Annotated in this window: 23 protein-coding genes and 1 pseudogene; 13 read left to right on the top strand and 11 right to left on the bottom strand. The window is 60.6% G+C overall.

Annotated elements, in window-relative coordinates; genetic code table 11:
- The first annotated feature begins 6 nt into the window (after window positions 1-6).
- The 6 genes from BFN10_RS04975 (at window position 7) to recX (ending at window position 4,277) form a co-directional block, all read left to right on the top strand.
- The gene (locus BFN10_RS04975) at window positions 7-1,014 is read left to right on the top strand and encodes a phage tail protein (RefSeq protein ID WP_071488738.1); all 1,008 of its coding nucleotides are present in this window, start codon (window positions 7-9) and stop codon (window positions 1,012-1,014) included.
- Window positions 1,015-1,069: 55 nt separating this feature from the next.
- Window positions 1,070-1,627 carry a glycoside hydrolase family 19 protein gene (locus BFN10_RS04980; RefSeq protein ID WP_071488739.1) on the top strand — a complete coding sequence of 186 codons (558 nt, stop codon included), beginning with the start codon at window positions 1,070-1,072 and terminating at the stop codon, window positions 1,625-1,627.
- A complete protein-coding gene (locus BFN10_RS04985; RefSeq protein WP_071488740.1) occupies window positions 1,615-2,076 on the top strand; it encodes a lysis system i-spanin subunit Rz in 462 nt (153 codons plus the stop codon). Before BFN10_RS04980 ends, BFN10_RS04985 begins: the two co-directional genes overlap by 13 nt.
- An 81-nt stretch (window positions 2,077-2,157) precedes the next feature.
- Complete coding sequence (locus tag BFN10_RS04990) at window positions 2,158-2,658, top strand: CinA family protein (protein WP_071488741.1); 501 nt, start codon at window positions 2,158-2,160, stop codon at window positions 2,656-2,658.
- Between the two features lie 84 nt (window positions 2,659-2,742).
- Window positions 2,743-3,801 carry a recombinase RecA gene (recA, locus tag BFN10_RS04995; RefSeq protein WP_003189042.1) on the top strand — a complete coding sequence of 353 codons (1,059 nt, stop codon included), beginning with the start codon at window positions 2,743-2,745 and terminating at the stop codon, window positions 3,799-3,801.
- Window positions 3,802-3,809: 8 nt separating this feature from the next.
- Entirely contained in the window at window positions 3,810-4,277 is a 468-nt protein-coding gene (gene recX / locus BFN10_RS05000; protein ID WP_071488742.1) for a recombination regulator RecX, read from the top strand.
- 203 nt (window positions 4,278-4,480) lie between these two features.
- Here recX and BFN10_RS05005 read toward each other — a convergent pair whose 3' ends face one another.
- Entirely contained in the window at window positions 4,481-5,593 is a 1,113-nt protein-coding gene (locus BFN10_RS05005) for an LOG family protein (protein ID WP_071488743.1), read from the bottom strand.
- Between the two features lie 290 nt (window positions 5,594-5,883).
- Window positions 5,884-6,324 carry a PA3611 family quorum-sensing-regulated virulence factor gene (locus BFN10_RS05010; protein ID WP_071488744.1) on the bottom strand — a complete coding sequence of 147 codons (441 nt, stop codon included), beginning with the start codon at window positions 6,322-6,324 and terminating at the stop codon, window positions 5,884-5,886.
- Between the two features lie 179 nt (window positions 6,325-6,503).
- Here BFN10_RS05010 and BFN10_RS05015 point away from each other — a divergent pair, with 179 nt between their 5' ends.
- The 3 genes from BFN10_RS05015 (at window position 6,504) to BFN10_RS05025 (ending at window position 8,450) form a co-directional block, all read left to right on the top strand.
- Window positions 6,504-7,223 carry a tRNA-uridine aminocarboxypropyltransferase gene (locus tag BFN10_RS05015; RefSeq protein ID WP_071488745.1) on the top strand — a complete coding sequence of 240 codons (720 nt, stop codon included), beginning with the start codon at window positions 6,504-6,506 and terminating at the stop codon, window positions 7,221-7,223.
- Window positions 7,224-7,361: 138 nt separating this feature from the next.
- Window positions 7,362-8,012 (top strand): response regulator transcription factor ErdR, encoded by a 651-nt coding sequence (erdR, locus tag BFN10_RS05020; RefSeq protein ID WP_071488746.1) that lies wholly within the window; start codon window positions 7,362-7,364, stop codon window positions 8,010-8,012.
- A gap of 75 nt (window positions 8,013-8,087) precedes the next feature.
- Entirely contained in the window at window positions 8,088-8,450 is a 363-nt protein-coding gene (locus BFN10_RS05025) for a diacylglycerol kinase (protein WP_058423756.1), read from the top strand.
- Between the two features lie 3 nt (window positions 8,451-8,453).
- Here BFN10_RS05025 and BFN10_RS05030 read toward each other — a convergent pair whose 3' ends face one another.
- Entirely contained in the window at window positions 8,454-9,380 is a 927-nt protein-coding gene (locus BFN10_RS05030) for a LysR family transcriptional regulator (protein WP_071488747.1), read from the bottom strand.
- Between the two features lie 123 nt (window positions 9,381-9,503).
- Between BFN10_RS05030 and fpr the strand changes: the two genes are divergently transcribed.
- A complete protein-coding gene (gene fpr / locus BFN10_RS05035) occupies window positions 9,504-10,283 on the top strand; it encodes a ferredoxin-NADP reductase (protein WP_003189055.1) in 780 nt (259 codons plus the stop codon).
- A 146-nt stretch (window positions 10,284-10,429) separates the two neighbouring features.
- Here the strand turns inward: fpr and tsaA are convergent, their stop codons facing one another.
- From tsaA to rimO, 5 genes and pseudogenes are all read right to left on the bottom strand, one after another.
- Window positions 10,430-11,125, bottom strand: a complete 696-nt coding sequence (gene tsaA, locus BFN10_RS05040) for a tRNA (N6-threonylcarbamoyladenosine(37)-N6)-methyltransferase TrmO (RefSeq protein WP_071488748.1) — start codon at window positions 11,123-11,125, stop codon at window positions 10,430-10,432.
- 3 nt (window positions 11,126-11,128) lie between these two features.
- Complete coding sequence (locus BFN10_RS05045; protein WP_010212675.1) at window positions 11,129-11,590, bottom strand: YehS family protein; 462 nt, start codon at window positions 11,588-11,590, stop codon at window positions 11,129-11,131.
- A gap of 67 nt (window positions 11,591-11,657) precedes the next feature.
- Window positions 11,658-12,368, bottom strand: coding sequence for an rRNA pseudouridine synthase (locus BFN10_RS05050; RefSeq protein WP_071488749.1), 711 nt, complete (start codon window positions 12,366-12,368; stop codon window positions 11,658-11,660).
- Window positions 12,369-12,590: 222 nt separating this feature from the next.
- Window positions 12,591-13,031, bottom strand: a pseudogene (locus tag BFN10_RS05055) (GNAT family N-acetyltransferase); the annotation flags it as partial.
- 105 nt (window positions 13,032-13,136) lie between these two features.
- Complete coding sequence (gene rimO, locus BFN10_RS05060) at window positions 13,137-14,477, bottom strand: 30S ribosomal protein S12 methylthiotransferase RimO (protein WP_003231334.1); 1,341 nt, start codon at window positions 14,475-14,477, stop codon at window positions 13,137-13,139.
- 289 nt (window positions 14,478-14,766) lie between these two features.
- On the opposite strand from rimO, the gene BFN10_RS05065 reads away from it, so the two are divergent.
- The 3 genes from BFN10_RS05065 (at window position 14,767) to BFN10_RS05075 (ending at window position 18,358) form a co-directional block, all read left to right on the top strand.
- Entirely contained in the window at window positions 14,767-16,668 is a 1,902-nt protein-coding gene (locus tag BFN10_RS05065) for a potassium transporter Kup (RefSeq protein WP_071488750.1), read from the top strand.
- A 127-nt stretch (window positions 16,669-16,795) separates the two neighbouring features.
- Window positions 16,796-17,902, top strand: a complete 1,107-nt coding sequence (locus tag BFN10_RS05070; protein WP_071488751.1) for an NADH:flavin oxidoreductase/NADH oxidase — start codon at window positions 16,796-16,798, stop codon at window positions 17,900-17,902.
- Between the two features lie 270 nt (window positions 17,903-18,172).
- Window positions 18,173-18,358: a hypothetical protein gene (locus tag BFN10_RS05075; RefSeq protein ID WP_058423750.1), complete on the top strand. Its 186-nt coding sequence runs from the start codon at window positions 18,173-18,175 to the stop codon at window positions 18,356-18,358.
- 44 nt (window positions 18,359-18,402) lie between these two features.
- Here the strand turns inward: BFN10_RS05075 and BFN10_RS05080 are convergent, their stop codons facing one another.
- The 3 genes from BFN10_RS05080 to BFN10_RS05090 all read right to left on the bottom strand — a co-directional run bounded on the left by BFN10_RS05080 (window position 18,403) and on the right by BFN10_RS05090 (window position 23,717).
- Window positions 18,403-20,028: a glucan biosynthesis protein D gene (locus BFN10_RS05080; protein WP_071488752.1), complete on the bottom strand. Its 1,626-nt coding sequence runs from the start codon at window positions 20,026-20,028 to the stop codon at window positions 18,403-18,405.
- Window positions 20,029-20,366: 338 nt separating this feature from the next.
- Window positions 20,367-22,229, bottom strand: a complete 1,863-nt coding sequence (locus tag BFN10_RS05085; RefSeq protein WP_071488753.1) for an NAD(P)-binding protein — start codon at window positions 22,227-22,229, stop codon at window positions 20,367-20,369.
- Window positions 22,230-22,292: 63 nt separating this feature from the next.
- The gene (locus tag BFN10_RS05090; protein WP_071488754.1) at window positions 22,293-23,717 is read right to left on the bottom strand and encodes a gamma-aminobutyraldehyde dehydrogenase; all 1,425 of its coding nucleotides are present in this window, start codon (window positions 23,715-23,717) and stop codon (window positions 22,293-22,295) included.
- Window positions 23,718-23,735 lie beyond the last annotated feature (18 nt).

Below are 23,735 nucleotides of genomic sequence, written 5' to 3' on the forward strand. Positions count from 1 at the left end.
GCGACCATGACACTTGGATATACGCCAGTGGTGGAAATCTACGGAGCCAATGCCGCGCTGCTCAACGAACGCCTGTTGGAGTGGGAGCATAGTGATACGGCCGGTCTTGTCTCAGACCATCTCAAGTTAACCCTCGATATCGAGGGCCTTGATGGCCTGCCCGACCTGGGTGGGAAAATCGGTCTGCGCGTGGGGTATCTGGAAACCGGCCTGGTGGACAAGGGGACGTTCAAGATCACCAAGCGCACACCGTCACTGTTTCCCATGCGCCTGGCATTGGAGGCCACGGCGGCACCGTTTGACATGGACGGGTTCAAGCAACGTCGCACCGCCAGTCACGGGCCGATCACCCTGGGCGCGCTGTTCCGTCAATTGACGGCGCGCTACGGTTATTCACCACGGGTGGCGCCTGACCTCGAAGGCAAGCAGATTCCGCACATTGACCAGACCAACGAAAGTGACATGGCGTTGCTGACACGCTTGGCCAGACGTTTTGATGCCGTGGCCAAGCCGGTCGATGAGTTTTATGTGCTGGGCCGAAAAGGCCAGCTCACGTCGTTGTCGGGCAAGACCCTGCCGGATGTGCGGCTGTCGCTGACGCGTGACAATCGCCCGGGTGAGCGTGCTTTTATCAGCGCCAAGATGTCCGAGGGCAGTCGCGCTAAATATGACGGCGCACAAGCGTCCTGGTGGGATGCGGCGGCCGGTAAGAAAAACGTGGTGCAGGTGGGTATCGAGCCGTTTAAAGAGGTTACGCAGCGTTACCAGAACGAAGCCGAAGCCCGTTCCGCTGCTGAAGGCGAGATGCGCCGTGTGAGACGTGAAGGGCTGAAGATCGAGGTGATTTGCCCTGGAAACCCCGCATTCGCCGCTGAAGGCTTGTTGCTGCTGGATGAGTCATGGCCAGGCTTCATGCAGGGGCGTTGGTCGATCAATACCGTGACGGCCAGTGGCAAGCGCAAAGACAGCTATCGCTGCACGATCAGCGCGAGCGGTTTGTCCCCCGCGGAATAAACCGCGCCATTGACACCCCTCATGCTTCGTTTGAGGTTTCTGATGTGGAGACAATATGGTCCTGTCTGAGCAGCAACTCGTAACTATCCTACCGAACTCCCGCATCAAGGCGGGAGTTTTCATTACTGCGCTGAACTGCGCCATGCTCCACCGTCAAATCAACACGCCACAACGCATCGCCGCCTTCCTCGCCCAAGTCGGCCACGAGTCCGGGCAACTGCGCTACGTGCGCGAACTGGGCAGCGATCAATACCTGAGCAAGTACGACACTGGCATCCTGGCGGCGCGCCTGGGCAATACTCCTGAAGTGGACGGCGACGGCCAGAAGTACCGGGGCCGGGGGCTGATCCAGGTGACGGGGCGCCGTAACTACCAGGCCTGCAGCCAGGCATTGTTTGGTGATGATCGTTTATTGCGCGAGCCGATGTTGCTGGAGCAGCCCCAGTGGGCTGCTGAATCCGCCGCCTGGTTCTGGCAAAGCAATGGCTTGAATGAACTCGCTGACAAGGACCAGTTCACCACCATCACCCGGTGCATCAACGGCGGGCTCAATGGACTGGAGGATCGTTTGCAGCTGTGGGCGCGGGCGAAGGCGGTGTTATGCGTTTCTTAGTTGCGATTGGCGTATGCGTGCTGGTGGCCGTTGTCTGGCAGGTGCAGGCGTGGCGGTACGGGGCACAGATTGAACGCTTGTCGGCCGCACAGACCCAGAAAGCCCTGCATCTACAGCAGGCCGAACAAGACAGACGGCTGGCCCTTGAGCAACAGCTCAGTGCCATCGACCAACAACATGCCCGGGAGTTGAGCGATGCCCAACGTACTCAAGCCGCTTTGCGTGACCGCCTGGCTACTGCTGATGTGCGGCTGTCAGTCCTTCTCGACGCTTCCAGTGGCTGCCCAATGCCGGCCGCCACCGCCGCCGGCAGCGTGGTTCATGCAGCCCCGCGAGCCCGACTTGACCCAGCGCATGCTCAGCGAATTCTCCGCATCACCGACGACGGCGACAGCGCCCTGATTGCCTTGCGTGCCTGCCAGGCGTATGTGCGAGCCGTCGCCCGTTAGTGTCTTGAGACAGTCCGTCACTTGCGTGTGAGATTGTCTCCTGTAGGGTAGGCGAACCCCCGCCCACGACTGGAGACGACCGTGAAGGAAATCACTCAACTGGCTGCCGAACTGGGCCGCCGCCTGCAGGTGCTCAACGCCCATGTCACCACGGCCGAGTCCTGCACCGGCGGCGGTATCGCGGAGGCCATCACGCGAATTCCGGGCAGCTCAGCCTGGTTCGAGGCGGGCTATGTCACCTATTCCAATCGGCAGAAGACCCGGCAATTGAATGTGCCGGAGACATTGTTTGCAAAAGTCGGGGCGGTCAGCCAGGAAGTGGTGGAAGCAATGGTCCGTGGCGCCCAGGAAAAAAGCCTGGCGCGGTTTGCTGTCGCCGTCAGTGGCGTGGCAGGGCCGGACGGTGGTTCGCCAGACAAACCGGTCGGCACCGTATGGCTGGCGTTTGGCGTGGGCGAAGAGATCACGGCCGAGCTTGAGCACTTCACCGGCAACCGCGATGAGGTTCGCCGACAAACGGTTAAGGCCGCGCTAGAGGGCTTGTTGCGACGAGCTGCAGCAGAAATAGAAAATCAGGGGTAGGCGATCCCGGATCTTTGTGGAACAATACTGTCTACTTATACAGGTGTTGGCCGACCAGGCCTTATTGATTACGTGAGGACTTTAATGGACGACAACAAGAAGAAAGCCTTGGCTGCGGCCCTGGGTCAGATCGAACGTCAATTCGGCAAGGGTGCCGTAATGCGTATGGGCGATCACGACCGTCAGGCGATCCCGGCTATTTCCACTGGCTCTCTGGGTCTGGACATCGCACTCGGCATTGGCGGCCTGCCAAAAGGCCGTATCGTTGAAATCTACGGTCCTGAATCTTCCGGTAAAACCACCCTGACCCTGTCGGTGATTGCCCAGGCACAGAAAATGGGCGCCACCTGCGCGTTCGTCGATGCCGAGCACGCCCTGGATCCTGAATACGCCGGCAAGCTGGGCGTCAACGTCGACGACCTGCTGGTCTCCCAGCCGGACACCGGTGAGCAGGCCCTGGAAATCACCGACATGCTGGTACGCTCCAACGCCATCGACGTGATCGTGGTCGACTCCGTGGCCGCCCTGGTGCCCAAGGCTGAAATCGAAGGCGAGATGGGTGACATGCACGTGGGCCTGCAAGCCCGTCTGATGTCCCAGGCGCTGCGTAAAATCACCGGTAACATCAAGAATGCCAACTGCCTGGTGATCTTCATCAACCAGATCCGCATGAAGATCGGCGTGATGTTCGGCAGCCCGGAAACCACCACCGGTGGTAACGCACTGAAGTTCTACGCTTCGGTCCGTCTGGACATCCGCCGTACCGGCGCGGTGAAAGAAGGTGACGAGGTTGTGGGTAGCGAAACCCGCGTCAAAGTCGTGAAGAACAAAGTGGCTCCGCCTTTCCGTCAGGCTGAGTTCCAGATTCTCTACGGCAAGGGTATTTACCTGAACGGCGAGATGATCGACTTGGGCGTACTGCACGGTTTTGTCGAGAAATCCGGTGCCTGGTATGCCTACAACGGCAGCAAGATCGGCCAAGGCAAGGCCAACTCGGCCAAGTTCCTGGCGGATAACCCGGACATCGCCGCCACGCTTGAAAAGCAGATTCGCGACAAGCTGCTGACCGCAGCGCCAGACGTGAAAGCTGCCGCCAACCGCGAGCCGGTTGAAGAAGTGGAAGAAGCTGACACTGACATCTGAAGCAAACGATGACCGTTGTACTGGATACAATCGTCGCCGTTCGGCGCACCGCAATGGACCTGCTTGCTCGCCGCGAGCATGGTCGAGTCGAGCTGACGCGTAAACTGCGTCAGCGCGGCGCGGAGCCCGAGATGATCGAAACCGCCCTCGACCGCTTGACGGAAGAGGGGCTGCTTTCCGAATCCCGTTACCTTGAAAGCTTTGTTTCCTACCGGGCGCGTTCTGGTTACGGCCCGGCACGCATTCGTGAAGAACTGAGCCAGCGTGGCCTGCAACGAGCAGATATCGACCTTGCGCTACGGGAGTGCGGCATCAGTTGGCAGGCGCAGTTGGAAGACACCTGGCGACGCAAGTTCGCGGGCCATCTTCCGATTGATGCCAGGGAGCGTGCGAAACAGGGGCGCTTCCTGAGTTATCGCGGGTTTTCGATGGAAATGATCAGCCGCTTGTTGAGTGGTCGGGATATGGACGACTGAACACCTTGCTGTGCTGGCCGCATTGATGAGCAGACTTCTATGGCGAGCTGGCTTGTTGTAGTGAGCGGGTTTGTTGTGGCGAGCGGGCTTGCCCCGCGTTGGGCTGCGCAGCAGCCCCAAATGCCTCGCCTCCACTCCACCTGAAACACCACCAAAAAGACCCACTATGAAAATAGTGGGTCTTTTTTTTTGCCCTCAAAAAATCAAGCCGGCTCCGGCGTAACCCGCTGCTGCGCCTTCCCCTGAGCCTGCGCCCAGTTCTCCGGCAGGTTGATGTAATCCACCAACTCCCGCAGCCGGCCCTGATCGCGGCCATTGAAGTTGAACACCAGCCGCGTCAAATGGCTGAACCGTGGCTCATCATGTTCCTCGCCGGTGTATGCGAGCTGTTGAAACTCTCCGCTCAACCGCAGGCTGGCAAATTCAGTCTGCAAATGGGCCAATGCCCCATCGCTGAGAGGGTGATGCATGCGCACCACAAACTCACGCTTCAACCAGCGGGTGGAGTGGAAGTTGGCATAAAACTGGTTGATCTCTTCCACGGCCTCTTCGGCGCTGTACACCAGGCGTATCAGCTTGAGATCGGTAGGCAGGATGTAGCGGTTGGCTTCCAACTGACTGCGGATAAAGTCCAGGGCGCCTTGCCAGAACCCGCCGCCGGGCGCGTCCAGCAACACCACCGGCACCAATGGGCTCTTGCCAGTCTGGATCAGGGTCAGTACTTCCAGCGCTTCATCCAGGGTGCCGAAACCGCCTGGGCACAGTACCAGCGCATCGGCCTCCTTGACGAAGAACAGCTTGCGGGTAAAGAAGAAGTGGAAGGACAGCAGGTTCTCGGTGCCATCAATGGTCGGGTTGGCATGCTGTTCAAACGGCAGGGTGATGTTGAACCCCAGGCTGTGTTCCAGGCCCGCGCCTTCGTGGGCCGCCGCCATGATGCCGCCGCCACCGCCGGTGATCACCATCAAGTCAGAGCGTGCCAGCGCAGCGCCGACTTCGCGGGCCAGGGCGTACAGCGGGCTTTCCACCGGAGTACGGGCCGAGCCGAATACCGTCACTTTGCGGCGGCCCTTGAACTGTTCGAGCACGCGAAAGGCATTGTCCAGTTCACGGATGGCTTGCAGAGTGATCTTGGCGTTCCAGCGATTGCGGTCGTCCTGGGCCATGCGCAGCACGGTGAGGATCATGTCGCGATACAGGGGAATATTCGGACTGTTGGGAGCGATCAGCTGGAGTTGAGCGTCGACCTGCTGCGTGAGGTCAGCACCGTTTTCTTCAAAGTGCCGAAGCAGGCGCTCATTCGGTTCGTAAGGCATTCAACTTCTCCTTATTGCAGGGCCCGGGTGGCCGACGAGCCGTTCGCCGGAGGCGACGACACTGCATGTGTCGTTGCTTGCCGCAGGGGGCAACCTTCTTTTGCCCTGAAAATATTACAGAACAGCGTGAAAAGTGCTGTGAATGAATGGTCGGGATGACTTGATCATGGGCCGCAAAACCCTTGGCTGGCAACCGCTTATTGGTCACTTATCAGGGAGTTTAGCCGTTGGCAGGACGTTGAAGCGGGGGAGTACGCGCCACCGGACGGCAGCGCGCGAAGGTCACGCTGTTACTTTTTCTTCTTTGCCGCCGCCGGTGCCGGGCAATCCGCTTCGATGAATTTCACCGAGGCCACAGGACGGTTGGTCTTGTTCTCGGTGATTTCGTAACGCATCACTGCGCCCTTGGCCATCAGCTCGCGGTAGCCCTTGTTCAGGCACACGCTCTGGCCCAGCTGGAAATACACCGCCTTGGGGTTGGCGCGCATTTGTTCGGCGCGGTCAGGCAGGACGCTCAGGTGATCGATCAGTTGCATGCCTTCCACGGTGTAGGCCACTTCCAGGGTTTTTTCGTCGATTTCCCGGGGCAGGTCCTTGTTGCTTTCGGCCGCGACGCTTTGCAGCTTCCGGTTCATTTGGGCCTCCAGCAGCGAGGCCGCCTGGGCGCACACGGGCAATACCAGCGCGAGGGCGACGGATGGGGCGACAAGACGCAGCATGGAACGCAGCATGAAACTCTCCTGATTCGGTTACTGGTGCATAGACCAGCCACTGCGCTGTGCGTTCAGTGGCGCGCAATTATAGGTGAGCCGTTGCCACTACAGCCAGGCGTATCGCTGGTAAACTGCGGCCACTTCCGCCTTCCACGAGTTTTCACCGTGTCGATTTACCCGTCCCTACGGCACAGCCGATGAGCCACGCCGTTTCCCGCCTGCGCACCCAGCGCCTGGCCCGTGCTGTGCGGCCGTTCCTCAATCGTGGCTCGCGTGCCGAACGCTGCCCTGGCTGCCGAGTCATCCCCGAATACTGCCTATGCGCCTGGCGGCCCAAGGTCGAAGCGCGCTCCGCCATGTGCCTGCTGATGCATGACGTTGAGCCGATGAAACCCAGCAACACCGGTTGGTTGATTGCCGATGTCATCCAGGACACCACGGCATTCGCCTGGTCGCGCACTGAGGTCGACCCTGAACTGCTCACCTTGCTGGCCGATCCGCATTGGCAGCCCTATATCGTGTTCCCCGGCGAATTCGTCGTGCCCGAGCGCGTTGTGAGTGAAGTGAAGGTGGAGGAGGGCAAGCGCCCGCTGTTCATCCTGTTGGACGGCACCTGGAGTGAAGCGCGCAAGATGTTCCGCAAAAGCCCCTACCTGGAGCATTTGCCGGTACTCAGCCTGGCGCCGGAACAACTGTCGCGCTACAAATTGCGCCGCTCCAAGCGCGACGACCATTTCTGTACCGCTGAAGTCGCTGCCCTGTGCCTTGAGTTGGCCGATGATCTGGCAGCCAGTGAAGTCCTGGACGCCTATCTGGATGTCTTCAGCACCCATTACCTGGCCGCCAAGTTCCAGATGCCGCTGGATCCTGCGGACACTGTGCATACGCGCCTTGCGCCCTATATTCCGACGGCATAACCAGACGACGTTTGCATGATGGCACCACGCACCCGCAACCCGCTAAAATGCCCACGGGCGTAGTGCTTGACCCTCCAGGCTACGCTGGGCATGCTGGGCGCCGATCAGGGCCCCCCTGAAAACAGGATCATTTAATCAATGGCCACATACGAAATCCTGATAGCCGATGACCACCCGCTGTTTCGCAGTGCGTTGCACCAGGCCGTGACCCTGGGCCTCGGCCCGGACGTGCGCCTGGTTGAAGTGGCCAGCATTGCCGAGTTAGAAGCCCGCCTCACCGAAAAGTCCGACTGGGACCTGGTGCTGCTCGACCTGAACATGCCGGGCGCCTACGGTTTCTCCGGGCTGGTGCTGTTGCGCGGCCAATACCCGCAGATCCCCGTAGTGATGGTCTCGGCCCAGGAAGAAGCCGACGTGGTCGTGCGCTCCAAGGAGTTCGGCGCGAGCGGTTTCATTCCCAAGTCCAGTGCGATGGAAGATATCCAGAAAGCCGTGCGCACAGTGTTGGATGGCGATGTGTCCTGGCCGCCGCAGGCTTTTGAACAAATCAACGTGTCCGACGAAGCCAAGGCCGCCCGTGATGGCCTTGCCAGCCTGACGCCCCAGCAGTTCCGGGTGCTCACCATGGTCTGCGAAGGCCTGTTGAACAAGCAGATTGCCTATGAGCTGAGCGTCTCGGAAGCGACGATCAAGGCGCATGTGACGGCGATTTTCCGCAAGTTGGGCGTACGTACACGCACCCAGGCGGCGCTGCTCTTGCAACAACTTGAGTCAATTTCGCAGCACTAGCTTGTTACCGATTCACGCTTTTTTGACTTTGCGTGATCTAGTTTCCCCACTTCTTTGGTTCAGTTGCCTACATCTATGTCGCCTTTCAAGGGTCAAACCGGTATCAAACGTATCTTCAATGCTGGGGGATATTCCCTGGATGGTCTGCGCGCGGCGTTCACCGGCGAGGCGGCGTTCCGCCAGTTGGTGTTGCTCAACGTGATCCTGATCCCGGTGAGCTTCTTCCTGAATGTCAGCCGGGTCGAGCGAGCGTTGTTGATCGCCGTGTGCCTGCTGGCGTTGATCGTCGAGTTGCTCAACTCAGCGGTAGAGGCGGCGATCGACCGCATCTCCCTGGACCGCCACCCACTGTCGAAAAACGCCAAGGACATGGGCAGCGCAGCGCAATTCGTGGCCCTGACCATGATCACCCTGGTGTGGGCCGTCATCCTGATCTGAGCCTCAGGCAATGCTCGGCAGCACGATCTCGTCGCTGCGCTGAACCCCGGCGGTGAAGGCGCGGCACAACTCCAGGAACTCGCGCATGGCCGAGGTCTGGTACTTCTGTTTATGCCAGATGAAGTAGAACTGCCGGGCCAAGTCCAGGTCCGGGGTTTCCACCGGCACCAGGCTGCCGCGGCGAAACGCGTCGCGCAGCGCCAGCCGCGAAATACAGCCAATCCCCAGTCCTGATTCCACCGCACGCTTGATCGCCTCGGTGTGTTCCAGCTCCAGGCGGATATTCAGCGCGCTGCGGTGATGGCGCATGGCTTGGTCGAAGGTCAAGCGTGTGCCCGAGCCTTGCTCCCGCAGGATCCACGCCTCGTGGGTCAACTCATCCATGCTCGCCATACCATGCTTGGCCAGGTGATGCTGCGGCGCGCAAAACACCACCAGTTCATCTTCCACCCAGGTTTGCACCTCGATATCCGGGTGGCTGCAGTCGCCTTCGATTAGACCCAGGTCAATTTCGTAATGCGCAACCTGGTGCACGATATGTGCAGTGTTCTGCACATGCAGTTTCACCTGGCTCTCGGGGTGCTGCTGCATGAAGCTGCCGATCAGCAGGGTGGCCAGGTAGTTGCCGATGGTCAGGGTGGCGCCGACCGCCAGGGAGCCGAAGCCGGACTTGCCGTTGAGCAGATCCTCGATCTCCTTTGCCTGGTCCAGCAGCGCTACCGCCTGGGGCAACAGTTGATGACCGAGCGCGTTGAGGCTCAGGCGTTTGCCTGCACGGTCGAACAATTGGCAGCTGGATTGACGCTCCAGCTCGGTAATGGAAGTGCTGGCGGCGGATTGAGATAAGGCCAGAAGGCCAGCAGCGCGGGAGACGCTTTCCTGCTGGGCGACGGCGACGAAGACTTGCAGTTGACGGAGAGTAAATCGCATATCGATATAACCGATAACCCTTATCTTAATAATCCAGTTAACAGATATTGTCGCCGCCATTAGAATGCTGTGCAATTGCGCAACTACATTTGGCGCAGACCCATTTCCAGGAGTCCCCCGTACATGAGCAACATGAACCACGAGCGTGTCCTCAGTGTTCATCACTGGAACGACACTCTGTTCAGCTTCAAGTGCACCCGCGATCCGGGCCTGCGCTTCGAGAACGGTCAGTTCGTGATGATCGGCCTGCAACAGCCCAACGGCCGCCCGCTCATGCGCGCCTACTCCATTGCGAGCCCGAACTGGGAAGAGCACCTGGAGTTCTTCAGCATCAAGGTGCCTGATGGCCCGCTGACTTCCCAATTGCAACACCTGAAGGAAGGCGACGAGATCATCATCAGCAAAAAACCGACAGGCACCCTGGTGCTTGACGATTTGAAGCCAGGCAAACACCTGTACTTGCTCAGCACCGGTACCGGCCTTGCTCCCTTCATGAGCGTGATCCAGGACCCGGAAACCTACGAGCGTTTCGAAAAGGTGATCCTGTGCCACGGCGTGCGTTACGTCAACGAAGTCGCCTACCGCGAATTCATCACCGAGCACCTGCCGCAGAACGAATTCTTCGGCGAGGCCTTGCGTGACAAGCTGATCTATTACCCGACCGTGACCCGCGAGCCGTTCGAGAACGAAGGCCGCCTGACCGACCTGATGCGCAGCGGCAAGCTGTTCAGCGACATTGGCCTGCCCCCGATCAACCCCGAGGACGACCGCGCCATGCTGTGCGGCAGCCCAAGCATGTTGGATGAAACCAGCGAAGTGCTGAACAGCTTCGGCCTGAAGGTTTCGCCACGCATGCGTGAGCCGGGTGATTACCTGATCGAGCGCGCGTTCGTCGAGAAGTAAGATAGCCGGGCCATATGCTGACTGGGCCACACAGAAGATCCAAATGTGGGAGGGGGCTTGCCCCCGATGAGTGCGTGTCAGTTGATACATCTGTAGCTGACACACTGTTATCGGGGGCAAGCCCCCTCCCACATTGGGTTTTCGGTTTATCCAGCCGGTAGCACTTCCAACACACAAATCACCCCCGCCTCGGGATAGTGCCAACGCACATCCACATCCCAGAACTGTGCCCCGTATTCGCGCTCCGGTCCCGGCACCTGATACGCCGGTCGTGGATCCTGCGCCAGGCACTGATCAATCAGTTCCACCAGGGGCTCGCCAAGGCGCTGAGCATGCCCTTGTGCCTGCTGCAGCGCAGTCTTCAGCCACTGCACGGGGATCAACTGCGGCGCTGCGCTGGCGATGCTGTTGGTGGCCGTGTCGACAATGTCGGCATACGGCACATACGGCTTGATATCCAGGATCGGCGTGCCATCCAGCAAATCGATCCCGGAAATCCACAGGCGTCCCGGTTCCACCTTGTCCAGCTTCACCACTGATTGGCCAATGCCATTCGGGCGGTGCGTGGCTCGAGTGGCAAACACGCCCATGGACGTGTTACCGCCCAGGCGCGGAGGGCGCACTTTCAGGCGAGGCTTGTCTTCCAGGGCCTGGTGGAACAGAAACAGCAACCACACATGACTGACCTGCTCCAGGCCCTGCACCGCCTCGCCGCTGTCGAACGGCGCCACTAGCTCCAATACGCCACGGGCGGCTGGCGCCAACTGCGGTTGGCGCGGAATGGCGAACTTCTCCTTGAAACAGGAGCGCACGAACCCGACGGGCGAGACCTGGTAACTCATGGCTTACGCACGAACCCGCAGGGTCAGGCCCTTGAGGAAGTTACGCAGCAACTGGTCGCCGCAGGGACGGTAGTTGGTGTGGCCGAACTTGCGGAACAGCGCGCTCAGTTCCGGCTTGGACACCGGGAACTCGGCGGCCTTGAGGATGGCGTGCATGTCGTCTTCCTTCAGTTCGAAGGCCACACGCAGTTTCTTGAGGATGATGTTGTTGGTCACTGGGGTTTCGATCGGCTGCGGCGGACGGCTTTCGTCCTTGCCGCGCTTGAAGATCACCAGCCCATCGAGGAAATGCGCCATGACTTCGTCCGGGCAGAACACGAAGCCTTCTTCCTCGTCCTTCTTGAGGTAGGTGAGCAGGTCGTCCTTGGTCACGTCCATGCCGCCGAGCTTGATGATCTCGACCATCTTGTTGTCGCTGATGTCGAGCATGTAGCGCACGCTGCGCAGTACGTCGTTGTGAATCATGGTGGGCAATCCTGGTATTCAACTGAGGACGCCGCCAGTCAGGCGGTGTCGGAAAAAGTGCGGCGGCTTAGAAGTTCTCTTTGCCGGACAAGTAACGCCATTGGCCGACTGGCACCTTGCCGATGGACACGCCACCGATGCGGATACGGCGAATGGCGATGACTTTCAGGCCAACCGCTTCGCAGAACAGTGCGATCACTCCCGGTTGCGGGTTTTTCATCGCAAAGCGCAGGCGGTTTTCGTTCTGCCAGCTGGCTTTGACGGCCGGCAGTTCCTTGCCTTTATAGGTCAGGCCGTGGTTCAGGCGGTTGAGGCCGTGGGCAACCATGTCGCCTTCAACCTCCACCACGTATTCCTGCTCGATCTTGGCGGCATCGGCGGTCAACTTGCGCAGGATCTTCCAGTCCTGGGTGAACACCAGCAGGCCGCTGGCCTTGGTCTGCAGGTCGGCACTGGCGGTCAGGCGCAGGAAGTGGCCCTTGAGCGGGCGCTTGCCGAAGCGGTGTTCTTCCGAGAGCGTTTCGGCGCTGATCGACGCCATGGCCGTTTCGGCATCCACGCCGACCGGGGCGTGCAGCAGGATGGTCACCGGCTCGGGCGCGGTGGCCTTGGCCTCGGGGTCGAGTTCGACCTTCTGGGTGGTGACCTTGAACTGCGGTTCGTCGATCACTTCACCGTCCACCGAGACCCAGCCGCCTTCGATGAACAGCTCAGCCTCCCGACGGGAGCAACCGACCAGCTCGATAAGGCGTTTGGAGAGGCGTATGGGGTCAGTCATGACAAGGGCCGTAACAAAAAGGGGTGGCTATTGTACCTGCCTGGCGCCGGTTAATCCCGGCTCCATTTCAGGGCGCGCGGTCTTATTTGGCTCAACCCGGTCTGAATGTAGGAGGGGGCTTGCCCCCGATGGCGGTGTATCAGCAAAGAATCCAGTGGCTGGTAATCGGCTATCGGGGGCAAGCCCCCTCCCACAGTTGTTCAGTGTCGTTTCAGGCGTTGCCAGACGCATATGCAGTAACGGATAAGGCTGGCCCAGGCCGTCATGCTCCGTGCGTCCGATCACCTCGAAGCCTTGTTTGAAGTAGAACCCCAGCGCCTGGGGATTCTGCTCGTTGACATCCAGTTCGTCGGCATTCAGGTGTTCGATGGCATAGCGCAGTAACTGCCGCCCGAGGCCCTGGCCCCGGTGCTGCGGGTCGATGAAGAGCATCTCCACCTTGCCGCTCGCGACCCCGGCAAACCCGGTGATGCGCTGACGGGCGTCCTTGGTGCAGATCAGCATCACGGCATCCAGATAGCGGGTCAGCACCAGGTTTTTCAGCAACTCGATGTAACTGTCCGGCAGGAAGTCATGGGTGGCGCGTACCGAGGCCTCCCAGATCCGCGCCAACTCGGTGTAGTCGCTGGTTTTAGGTGTGTGGATAACCGAATGCTGACGCATGCCCGCTGCCCCTTGCCGATGATCGGCGTTGATGGGCAAAACGATAGACCTAAAAAAGCCCCGCATCTTGTCCAGAAGCAGGGCTTTTTCAAATTTTTACACCGATCAGTCGCGCTTTTCAGCCCACAGGTCGTATTCATCGGCATCGGTCACGGTGCACCAGACCTTGTCGCCCGGCTTCAGGCCGCTGGCATCGTCGATAAACACGTTACCGTCGATCTCCGGCGCGTCGAAGAAGCAGCGGCCAACGGCGCCTTGCTCGTCGACTTCGTCGATCAGCACTTCGATTTCCTTGCCGATGCGCAGTTGCAGGCGCGCCGAGCTGATGGCCTGCTGGTGCGCCATGAAACGCTCCCAACGGTCCTGCTTGACGTCGTCCGGCACCACGGCCAGGTCCAGCAGGTTGGCCGGGGCGCCTTCCACCGGCGAATACTGGAAGCAGCCGACGCGGTCCAGTTGGGCTTCGGTCAGCCAGTCCAGCAGGTACTGGAAGTCTTCTTCGGTTTCGCCGGGGAAACCGACGATGAAGGTCGAACGGATGATCAATTCCGGGCAGATCTCGCGCCAGTTCTTGATGCGCGCCAGGGTCTTGTCTTCGAAGGCCGGGCGTTTCATGGCTTTGAGCACTTTCGGGCTGGCGTGCTGGAACGGGATGTCCAGGTACGGCAGGATCTTGCCGGCGGCCATCAGCGGGATCAGCTCGTCCACGTGCGGGTACGGGTAGACGTAGTGCAGGCGCACCCACACACCCAGGCTGCTCAAGGCTTCGCACAGTTCGGTCATGCGGGTTTTCACCGGCGCGCCGTTCCAGAAACCGGTGCGGTATTTCACGTCGACGCCGTAGGCGCTGGTGTCCTGGGAGATCACCAGCAGCTCTTTGACACCGGATTTGACCAGGCGCTGGGCCTCGTCGAGTACGTCACCGACCGGACGGCTGACCAGCTTGCCGCGCATCGACGGGATGATGCAGAAGCTGCAGCTATGGTTGCAGCCTTCGGAAATCTTCAGGTAAGCGTAGTGACGCGGCGTCAGCTTGATGCCTTGCGGCGGTACCAGGTCGATCAGCGGGTTGTGGTCCTGGCGCGGTGGCACCACCTCGTGCACGGCGTTGACTACTTGTTCGTACTGCTGCGGGCCGGTCACGGCCAGCACGCTCGGGTGCACGTTGCGGATATTGCCTTCTTCCACGCCCATGCAGCCGGTCACGATGACCTTGCCGTTTTCCTTGATGGCCTCGCCAATCACTTCCAGCGACTCTGCCTTGGCCGAGTCGATGAAGCCGCAGGTGTTGACCACCACCACGTCAGCGTCCTGGTAGGTGGACACAACGTCGTAGCCTTCCATACGCAGTTGCGTGAGGATGCGCTCGGAGTCGACCAGGGCCTTCGGGCAACCCAGGGAAACAAAGCCAACCTTGGGGTTGGCTTTTGCGATGGTGGTGGACATGTCTAACCTCGGTATTGAATGACGCCGCCCGTCGGGCACGACAGGGCTGCGGACGGGCGCTTGGCGCGCCTCTGATCAAAAAGTGCGCAATTCTAGCGACGGGCAGCGCACTTGACCAGCTTTATGCAGGGAAATGCGACGAGTGCTGCGCTATGCTTCGCGCCGTTGTGCGTAGGTAAAACCCTAAGGTCAACAAAACGTCTGTTACGAGAAGTAAAACGGCGCATGCTAGGGTCAGCTTAGACGCGTTGTTAATAAAAGACCGCAGGTCAAAGGGCAGGAGTGGTTGATGGGTCACGCGAGTAGTCAGGCAGCAGGTGCCGAGCAGTCAAACGCCAAGCCGATTGGCATGCTGGTGGCAGCAGTCGGGGTGGTTTACGGCGATATCGGGACCAGCCCGCTGTACACCCTCAAAGAGGTGTTCAACGGCGGTTATGGGGTTCAGGTCAACCATGATGGCGTGCTGGGGATCCTGGCGCTGATCTTCTGGTCGCTGATCTGGGTGGTCTCGATCAAGTACATGCTGTTCGTGCTGCGCGCCGACAACCAGGGCGAGGGCGGCATCATGGCCCTTACGGCTCTGGCACGGCGGGCGGCGGGGGAGCGCAAGAAGCTGCGCAGCTTCCTGGTGGTGTGCGGCCTGTGTGGCGCGGCGCTGTTCTATGGCGACAGCATGATTACCCCAGCCATTTCCGTATTGTCCGCCGTTGAAGGCCTGGAACTGGCGTTCGACGGCCTGGAGAAATGGGTCGTGCCCATCGCCCTGGTGGTGCTGGTGGCGCTGTTCCTGATCCAGAAGCACGGCACCGATCACATCGGCAAGTTGTTCGGGCCGGTGATGGTGACCTGGTTCCTGGTGCTGGGTGGCCTCGGTGTGTATGGCATCACCCTGCACCCTGAAGTGCTCAGTGCGCTGAACCCGATATGGGCCGTGCGCTTCTTCGAGGCTCACCCCGGCATTGGCGTGGCCATCCTTGGCGCGGTGGTGCTGGCACTGACCGGCGCCGAGGCGCTGTATGCCGACATGGGCCACTTCGGGCGCAAACCCATCGCCCGGGCCTGGTTCATGCTGGTGCTGCCGGCGCTGGTGCTCAATTACTTCGGCCAGGGTGCGATGCTGCTGGGCGATCCGGAAGCCGCGCGCAACCCGTTCTACCTGCTGGCCCCGAGCTGGGCACTGATCCCGCTGGTGGTGTTGTCCACCCTGGCCACGGTGATCGCGTCCCAGGCGGTGATTTCCGGTGCGTTCTCGTTGACGCGCCAGGCGATCCAGTTGGGTTACATCCCGCGTATGCATATCCAGCACACCTCCAGCGCCGAACAGGGCCAGATCTACATCGGCGCGGTGAACTGGTCGTTGATGGTCGGCGTGATCCTGCTGGTGCTCGGCTTCGAATCTTCCAACGCACTGGCATCGGCCTACGGCGTGGCGGTGACCGGCACCATGCTGATGACCACCATCCTGGTGTCGGCGGTGATGCTGCTGCTGTGGAAATGGCCACCGATCCTGGCCGTGCCGGTGTTGGTGTGCTGCCTGCTGGTCGACGGGCTGTACTTTGCCGCCAACGTGCCGAAGATCATCCAGGGCGGTGCCTTCCCGGTGCTGGCGGGGATTGTGCTGTTCGTGCTGATGACCACCTGGAAGCGCGGCAAGCAATTGCTGGTGGAGCGCCTAGACGAAGGCGGCCTGCCGCTGCCGATCTTTATCGGCAGTATCCGCGTGCAACCACCCCATCGCGTGCAGGGTACCGCCGTGTTCCTCACGGCGCGTCCGGACGCCGTGCCCCACGCGCTGTTGCACAACCTGCTGCATAACCAGGTGTTGCATGAGCAAGTGGTGCTGCTGACGGTGGTCTACGAGGATATTCCCCGCGTACCGGCCACACGGCGTTTCGAGGTGGATTCCTATGGCGAAGGCTTCTTCCGCGTGATCCTGCACTTTGGTTTCACCGATGAGCCGGACGTGCCCGAAGCGCTGAAGTTGTGTCACCTGGATGGCCTGGACTTCAGCCCGATGCGCACCACCTACTTCCTCAGCCGCGAAACGGTGATCGCTTCGCGAATCAAGGGCATGGCCCGCTGGCGCGAAGCGTTGTTCGCTTTTATGTTGAAGAACGCCAACGGCAACCTGCGCTTCTTCAAACTGCCGGTAAACCGCGTGATCGAGCTGGGCACCCAGGTCGAAATGTAAGCGGCAGCCAACCGGGGGCCGGCAATCGGCTCCCGCTTTTCCTTCTGAACCCTGTGCAATCCAGCGTTGTCGACTAGGCTCTAAGCACCGTTTGAATAGTGCCCACAGAACCCAGAAGAGGTGCGCCATGAGTCAGCTGCTCGAACCCTATACCCTCCGTCAATTGACCCTGCTCAACCGCATCGCGGTCTCACCGATGTGCCAATACTCAAGCGATGACGGCCTGGCCAATGACTGGCACCTGGTGCACCTTGGCAGCCGCGCCGTCGGTGGCGCCGGGCTGATTTTCACCGAAGCCACCGCCGTGACCGCCGATGGCCGCATCACCGCCCAGGACCTGGGTCTCTGGAACGATGCCCAGATCGAACCGCTGCAACGCATCACGCGCTTCATTGCCGCCCAGGGCGCGGTGGCCGGCATTCAACTGGCTCACGCCGGGCGCAAGGCCAGCACCCATCGGCCGTGGATCGGCAAGCATGGCAGCGTCAAGCCGGAGGACGGCGGCTGGGTGCCGGTGGGGCCGTCACCGATTGCCTTCGACCCTCAGCACACCCAACCCAGGCAGTTGGACGAAGGGCAGATCCAGCAAGTGATCGCCGATTTCGTCGCCGCTGCCAAACGCGCGCTGACCGCCGGTTTTGAAGTGGTGGAAATCCACGCCGCCCATGGTTACCTGCTGCATCAATTCCTGTCACCGATCAGCAACCAACGTCAGGACCAGTACGGTGGCTCGTTCGAAAACCGCATCCGCCTGGTGCTGCAAGTGACCAGGGCCGTGCGTGAGATCTGGCCCCAGGAGCTGCCGCTGTTTGTGCGGGTGTCGGCCACCGACTGGGTGGAAGACGGCTGGAACCCGGATGAAACCGTGGAACTGGCGCGTCGCCTGAAAGAGCTGGGCGTGGACCTGATCGACGTTTCGTCAGGCGGTACCGCCGCCAACGCCGAGATCCCCACTGGCCCTGGCTACCAGACCCGCTTCGCCGAACGCGTGCGCAAGGAGTCGGGCATCGCCACCGGCACCGTGGGCATGATCACCGAGCCGGCCCAGGCCGAGCACATTCTGCGCACCTGTCAGGCCGATATTATCTTCCTTGCCCGTGAGCTGTTGCGCGACCCGTACTGGCCGTTGCACGCCGATGATGACCTGGGTGGGCGCAAGGCGATCTGGCCGGCGCAGTACCAGCGTGCTACCCATCGTGACCAACCCATCCACGAGTCGGATTTGAGAGATTGAGCCCTGACACGCTCCGCCGAAACCCACCCTGACCCGGTGGGTTTTTTTACGGTCATAGCGTGGGATAGCGCTGTAGGTATTCGTTACCGATGTAATTATTTAAGTGATTACTCTAAAAAAATCGCACGCTTGGCGAGATCGTTTCTACGCTTAGGGTAAGCCTGATTTCTGGCCCAGGGAGTCAGTCGGTTTTCCCACGCAGGCATTGCGCTTCACGGGAAGGGGTTATGGGCACCAGGAGTATTTGTTGGATAACAGGAGAAGCAGTCCATGGCCAAGTCCTATGGTGTGGCGGGTGCGGTAGCGTCTTTTCTGACCCGCAGGGTGTCATTGCGGGGGCGAAGGTTGAGCTCGGATGAAATGGAGTTGCTGGCGCAGTATCGAGCGCTGACCGAGAACGATCAGGTGGCGATGCGCTATTTGATTGGGGCAATGAAGAGTGTGTCGCGGTTCTGAACCGAAGAGGGGGCGTTCCCACGCAAGCGTGGGAACGCGGTGCATCAGGTGTACTTGCGCTGGTCCGGCGCCGGCGGGAAGTACTGGTACAGCCAGGTTTCGCTCAAAGTGCGGTCCTGGGTGCGAATGAACAGGCGCAGCTCAACTGGCTCCACGCTGTCGCTGGTCGGGTACCAGTCGAACAGGATGCGGTAGCCCTTGATGTTATCCAGCACCAGCACGCTGAAGTCCTTCACCTGGCCATGGGAACAGGTCACCACCGGCTCGATCCCGGTGCCTGGCGGCAGGCGATCCAGGCCGCCGCCCTTGAAGTCCACGGCAAAACGACGCGCCCAGACTTGCGGGTAGTGCTCACCCGGTGCCCAGCCTTCGGTGAAGCCACCCATGCCCGAACGGGTTGCATCGACTTGCGCCAACGGTGTGCTCACCGGCGGCAGCGCGCTCCAGTACAGCTTGTAGCCGTAGTTGAGCGAGTCGCCGGCGGCCACGGGTGTTTTCGGCGTCCAGAAGGCCACGATGTTATCGAGGGTCTCGCCGGTGGTCGGGATTTCCAGCAGGTCGATCGAGCCTTCACCCCAGGCGGTGGTCGGTTCGACCCATAGGCTCGGGCGCTTGCTGTACCAGTCCACGGTGTCCTGGTAACTGGCGAACTCATGGTCGGTCTGCACCAGGCCGAACCCCTTCGGGTCTTTGTCGGCAAATGCGTTGAATTGCAGCTTGGCCGGGTTGTTCAGCGGTCGGCAGATCCACTCGCCGTTGCCGCGCCACATCGCCAGGCGGTCCGAATCGTGGATCTGCGGGTGGATGGTGTCGCACATGCGGCGTTCGTGGGTGCCGCAACTGAACATGCTGGTCATCGGCGCGATGCCCAATTGTTCGATGGTGGTACGCGCATTGATATGGGCGTCGATGGCCATCACCACCTGGTTGGCCTGGCAGTCGATGTCGAAGCGGTACGCGCCGGTGGCGCTCGGCGAGTCGAGCAGTGCGTAGACTACGAAGCGGGTGGCGTTCTTGTCCGGGGTTTCGAACCAGAACTGCGTGAAGTCGGGGAATTCCTCGCGTTTTTTCGCGTAGGTGTCGATGGCCAGGCCACGGGCAGAAAGGCCGTACTGGCCGGTGGAATCCACTGCGCGGAAGTAGCTGGCACCGAGAAACGACAGCACGTCATGGCGATCCAGTTCCGGCGCCTTGAACAGCTTGAAGCCGGAGAAGCCCAGGTCGCCGGTCAGTTGCTTAGTGTCGACCGTGGTTTTTTCATAGTTGAACAGGGAGGGGCGGAAATGCACCTCACGGGCTTCACGGGTCTTGGGGTCGACGCTGTGCATGCGCACCGGCGTCTTGAAGCCCATGCCAACGTGGAAGAATTGCACGTCCAGTTGGCCGTTCAATTCCTTCCACAGCGAATGGTTGCCGTCGTAGCCGATGGCATTGAAATTCTGCGGGGTCATGGTCGCCAGCGTGGGCGGCAGCACCTGTTTGGTGTCCTTGTAAGCGGTCTCGGCGAGTTGTTTGGCCTGGGCCTTGAGCGTGTCGAAGTCGAACGCCACGGCCTTGCCATCGGCAGCACGGTTCCCGGCCCAGGCCTGGGCGGCGAGCAGGCCGCTGGCCGACAAGCCGGTGTAAGCCGCAATGGCCATGGACGCTTTGAGCAAATTCCTGCGGTGCATAGAGACAACCTGTCGTGAGCAAATCCCGCGCCGTTCCTGGCACGTAGCGGATCAGAAATTACGGTTCGGACATGCCTTCGACCAAACGCAACGGACATTAAACAGACGCCGGATAGCTTAAGCGGTTCGATGACGTAGGAAAATTGATTGATAGCGTGGTGATGGCGTTGCAAATGCGACAAGACATTTCCGACTCTGTGGTCGAACACATTACTTAAGAAATATGAAGATCCAAATGTGGGAGGGGGCTTGCCCCCGATAGCGGTGTGCCAGTCACTGAATACTGCGCAGGTCCAAGTCAATCGGGGGCAAGCCCCCTCCCACATTCAGACTGCATTTCAGGTGACTTCACCCACCGCCCGGTAAGCCTCATCAATCGCCGCATGGGCATACGCACTCCACGCCGCATCCGAGTTGGCGATGCTCACATGCCCCACCGGCTTTTTCGCCAGCTGCATCCACGCTTCGGTTTCATCGGCTTGATCGAACAAGCTGTTGGAGAAGCTCGCATAACCGTGTGACCAGCGGTTGACAGTGATCGCCAGAATATCGGTCTCATGATTGAAACCGCCGGGCCCGAGCATGCGTTGCAACTGGTCACGCAACTGCGCTTCCAGTTGTTCGAACGTCTGCCCATACAACTTGCCACGCCCGGCGCGGGCCTGGTCGCGGGCGTTCATGCCGCTGTTGGGGCTGGTGGGCACGTAGACCATGTGCAAGCCGATCGGCTGCGTCGGGTCGCGCGGGTGGTCATAGCCGCCCATGCTCACCGGGTAGTCCAGTTTGATCCGGCTGTAGGGCTGGGTTGCCGCGTAAATCTCGTGAACGCCGAGCTTCTGGAAGGACTGCCAATTGCGGATAACCACCTTGGTGTACACCAGCGGGTACTTCACGTTCTGGCTCAAGGCGTGAGCCTGCGGTGCCGGCAAATCCTTCAACAAATACGGAATCATCATGTTGTAGCAGGCCAGGATGCAGCGTTTTCCACGCACCTGTGTGAGTTGGCCGCCACGGCTGTAGTCGATATGCACACCGTCGCCGACGTTACGCACACTGACCGCCGTACTGTTCAAGCGCAGCCGCACCGCCGCCTTGGGTTGGTCGAGCCTGGCGTAGTCGAATGCCGCCAGCACGATATCGTCCATGGTATGTCCCGGCGCCACGCCCGGGATCAGGCTGCGTACCAGCAACCGTGCCACCGACGCATTGCCGTCCGGGAAGTGATAGATGTAGGGCTCTTCCATTTCGGCTGCCGCTTCTTCGCTGATTGGCGCCAGGTTCATCCCTGCAAAACCTGGGAAACCCACGCTGTAGGCATCGGCCGACGCCACGGCATCAATGCTCAGCGCCATGAAGTCGTTGGTGCGGCTCTGGAAGTACTTCACCGCGCCTTCCGACAAACCGACGTTCTTGAGCAGGAAATCGCGGTAGCTGGTGGCTGCCAGGTAGTCGGCCTTTTCTTTGGCGGTCTTGCCCGGCAGGTAGTCCTTGGGTGCGGTGTGCAGCTCGATCAGGGCCTGACGGTCTGCCGCCGGCAACGGGAAGTCATTGATGAAATCGCGGATGGCCCGTGCGTTGAGTTGGTCGGGGGCGATGTCGTCGGCGACCATCGGCGTCGGGTCGCCGGTCACCAGTTTGTCTTCGCCGAAGTTCTCCTTGTCGAAAAACACCCCGCGCGACAGCCCGAGACCGGGGTAGAACCGGCGGTCGAAGGCGGTTTCGAAGCGCTTGATGTTCACGCCGAGCTTTTTCAGCAGCCCGTTCACTTCCTTGCTGTACAGGTGATTGGGCGACTGGAACGCCTCGCTGCCACCGTAGCCGATGATCATGCGGCCACCGGCCTGGAATTCATTGCGCTTGGCGTGGCCGCCGAAGTCGTCGTGGTTTTCCAGGATCAGGATCTTCGCCTTGGGGTGCTTCTCGCGATAGAACCACGCCGCCGACAGCCCACTCAAGCCACCGCCCACGACGACCAAGTCATAGTCTTCGGTGACCGGCAGCTTGTCGGTGTCGAACACCTTCTTTTCCCAGCCCATCTGGTGCGCCACTTCGAACGAGCCCGCATGGCTGCCGCGCAGGCCGGTAAGGGTGGGTGGGTAGTAACGGCCATCAGGGGCGGCTTGCAGGATTTGCAGTGGGGTCATGCCGGCGGCGAGGGTGACAGCGACGCCGTTGAGGAAGTCGCGGCGGGTGATATCCATGGGGGATCCTGAAAATTATTGTTATAGGTTCCCGGCATCCAGAGGGAATGCCGGGTTGAATCGTCAGTGCTTGAACATCACATGACGCACGGTGGTGTAGTCCTCCAGCCCGTACATGGACATGTCCTTGCCATAGCCAGACAGTTTCTGACCGCCGTGAGGCATTTCGCTGACCAGCATGAAGTGGGTGTTCACCCAGGTGCAGCCGTACTGCAGGCGTGCCGCCAGGCGGTGGGCACGTCCTACATCGGCGGTCCATACGGACGACGCCAGGCCGTAGTCCGAATCGTTGGCCCAGCCCAGCACCTGCGCTTCGTCGTTGAACTTGGTCACTGAGACCACCGGCCCGAATACTTCGCGGCGCACGATCTCGTCGTCCTGCTGTGCGTCGGCCAGCACGGTGGGTTCAAAGAAGAAACCATTGCCTTCCACCGCCTTGCCACCCGTGACCAGGCGAATGTGCGGTTGCGCCACGGCGCGTTCGACAAACCCGGCAACACGGTCGCGATGTTGCGCAGTAATCAATGGGCCCAACTCCGTGGCCGGGTCATCCTGCAATCCATACTTGATGCTGGCGACCGCCGCGCCGAGTTTTTCGACGAACTTGTCGTAGATCTGCGCCTGCGCGTAAATCCGGCAGGCCGCCGTGCAATCCTGGCCGGCGTTGTAGAAACCGAAGGTACGAATGCCTTCCACGGCGGCGTCGATGTCCGCATCGTTGAAGATGATCACTGGCGCCTTGCCACCCAACTCCATGTGCATGCGTTTCACGCTGTCGGCGGTGCTGGAGATGATGTTTGCGCCGGTGGCGATGGAGCCGGTCAGCGACACCATGCGCACTTTAGGGTGCGTCACCAGTGGGCTGCCCACGGTAGGCCCACGGCCGAACACCAGGTTGAGCACGCCGGCCGGGAAGATTTCAGCGGCCAGTTCGACCATGCGCAATGCGGTCAGCGGGGTTTGCTCCGACGGCTTGAGCACCACGGTATTACCGGCGGCGAGGGCCGGGGCGATTTTCCAGGCGACCATCATCAGCGGGTAGTTCCACGGCGCGATGGAGGCGATCACCCCCACCGGGTCGCGGCGGATCATCGACGTGTGGCCGGGCAGGTATTCACCGCCGGCCGAACCGCTCATGCAACGGCTGGCGCCGGCAAAGAAACGGAATACATCGGCAATCGCCGGGATTTCATCGTTGAGCGCGGCGCTGTAGGGCTTGCCGCAGTTGTCCGATTCCAGCTTGGCCAGCTCTTCGCCGTGGGCCTCGATCACGTCCGCCAGTTTCAGCAGCAGCAGCGAACGATCCTTGGGCGCGGTTTGCGACCAGCCTTCGAAGGCTGCATCGGCGGCGCGCACGGCGGCGTCGACCTGGGCTTCGCTGGCTTCCTTGATTTCTACCAGTACGCGGCCCAGAGCCGGGTTGAATACAGCCTGCGCCGGGCCTTCGCCTTCGACCAGTTGGCCGTTGATCAGCAGTTTGGTTTGCATAGCCATGTCCTCTTCAAA

Origin of the sequence: Pseudomonas extremorientalis (assembly GCF_001870465.1) — a bacterium.
Classification (GTDB): Bacteria; Pseudomonadota; Gammaproteobacteria; order Pseudomonadales; family Pseudomonadaceae; genus Aquipseudomonas; species Aquipseudomonas extremorientalis.